Genomic DNA, 1,043 nt, shown 5'->3' on the forward strand with positions numbered 1-1,043 from the left:
TCGCGCCCGCGCCAAGCTGCGGGGCACCGGACACCAGGCCCGTGGCGATGCCGGGGCCGAAGATGCCCAGTGCCAGCAGCGCGAGCGAGGCCAGCATCACCACCAGGGCATGGTCGATGGAAGGCTCATCCGGCACAGTCTGGAATTCGGCGAACAGGCCCGAACCGATGCCGACGATGACGGCCAGCACCAGTACCTTGACGCCAGACGACACCACGTTGCCGAGCACCTTTTCCGCCAGGAAGCTCGTCTTGTTCCAGAGCGCGAACGGCACCAGCACGAAGCCGGCGAGCGTGGTCAGCTTGAACTCGATCAGCGTGATGAAAAGCTGCACGGCCAGCACGAAGAAGCAGAGGATCACCACTAGCCACGCGAGGAACATCACCACGATCGGGTCGATGTTCGTGAACACTTCGGGGAAGCCAGCCATGTCGCCGATCTGTTCCAGAATCGGCGCACCCGCGTCGATGCCGGTCTTCGCCAGCCGCCCCGGTTGCAGGAAGTTCTCCATCGTGATGGCCGAGCCGGTGGCCGTCAGGCCCAGGCCGGCGAACGAGCGGAACACGATGCCGGCCAGCCAGTTGAAGTTGCCGATGATGTAGGCGAACGCACCGACGTAGAGCACCTTGCGCAGCAGCTTGGCGATCACGTCCTCGCCCTGGCCGGTCGCGTGGCTCATGGCCCAATACAGGCCGGCGATGGTCATGTCGATGACGATGAGCGTGGCAGTCAGGAACGCCACTTCGCCTTGCAGCAGGCCGAACCCCGAGTCGATGTAGCGCGAGAACGTGTCCAGGAAGCGGTCGATGATGGTCACGTCGTTCATGGCGCGTCCTCCGGTGGGGCGAGCGGTGTGTCGCCTTCTTGCATGTCGTCGGCGGGTGTATCGAAGCTCGGCGGGATTGGCGGCAGTTCGGCCAGCGAGTCGTACTCGTCCGGCCCGGTATGGCCTGCGAAGAAGCGCTGCCGGAAGGCTTCGGCTGCGGCGCGGCAGGCGTCCTCGCCCACGGCCTGCCGGTCAGCCGCGCATTGCCCGCGCAGCG

The 1,043-nt window shown here is 65.8% G+C and carries 1 protein-coding gene and 1 pseudogene; both read right to left on the reverse strand.

Annotated features, from left to right (window positions below; translation table 11 throughout):
- Positions 1-826 (reverse strand): P-type conjugative transfer protein TrbL (trbL, locus tag LO50_RS23410; protein ID WP_044316537.1); only part of this gene is annotated, 826 nt, incomplete at its 3' end.
- Positions 823-1,043 (reverse strand): annotated as a pseudogene (locus LO50_RS23415) (hypothetical protein); the annotation flags it as partial. The gene trbL and the pseudogene LO50_RS23415, both read right to left, overlap by 4 nt.

The sequence above is a fragment of the Stutzerimonas stutzeri genome, from assembly GCF_000935215.1.
Taxonomy (GTDB): Bacteria; Pseudomonadota; Gammaproteobacteria; order Pseudomonadales; family Pseudomonadaceae; genus Stutzerimonas.